The organism is Gilliamella sp. B2911, from assembly GCF_026536965.1.
GTDB classification, from domain to species: domain Bacteria; phylum Pseudomonadota; class Gammaproteobacteria; order Enterobacterales; family Orbaceae; genus Gilliamella; species Gilliamella apicola_E.
In genome coordinates, this window is record NZ_JAFNNA010000031.1 from 1 (window position 1) to 675 (window position 675).

At 28.9% G+C, this 675-nt stretch carries 1 protein-coding gene; it reads right to left on the reverse strand.

Features of this window, described 5'->3' with window-relative positions; genetic code table 11:
* The coding region (locus tag J3U27_RS11560; protein ID WP_267331143.1) for a hypothetical protein at positions 1 to 439 on the reverse strand (439 nt) is incomplete at its 3' end.
* Positions 440 to 675: the final 236 nt, after the last annotated feature.

Sequence of the window (675 nt, forward strand, 5' to 3'; positions counted from 1 at the left end):
TGGAAACAACCATTATCTGTCCTCTTTCTAAGTTAAAATCTAAAAGTGCATATGGTTCTACAAAACCTAAAAGAGAAAACTCCCTATCCCTGTTATCCGGAGGAAATTCGTAATAGACAACTTTTTTATTATATACGTATACAACTGTATTAGAAAGATGTTGAGCTATTCCAAAGTCAGGATTCTCATCAGAAAATTCTACTTTTTTGACATCAATATTTTGTTCCTGCATTAATGTAATATAAAGTCCACTAATACTGCCACTGATTAACCAAACTTCATCCCATTTAAAATTGGTATAATCAGAGAGTTTTATGGTTTGAGGGTGATTTTCTTCTATATCTTTTAATGCTTTTTCTAAAGGTCTTTCACTGTTGCAACTGGTTAATGTTACTATTGATATGAATGTTATCACTAATAGTATTATTATTTTATTCATTTCTAATTTCTTAATATTTTTTTGCTTTAGGTATGGCCATAAACCAGACTATGTCTTCTTGTTTAACCTCTAAATTGTTTAAAACAATTTGTTAGCAGTTTATTTCAGTTTTTTATCCATATTTTCATAGATCTTAATTGGCTTAATGGGGATTAATGTTTTGCCTTTTACTTCAAACTCAGAATTATTACTGGAAACAACCATTATCTGTCCTCTTTCTAAGTTAAAATCTAAAA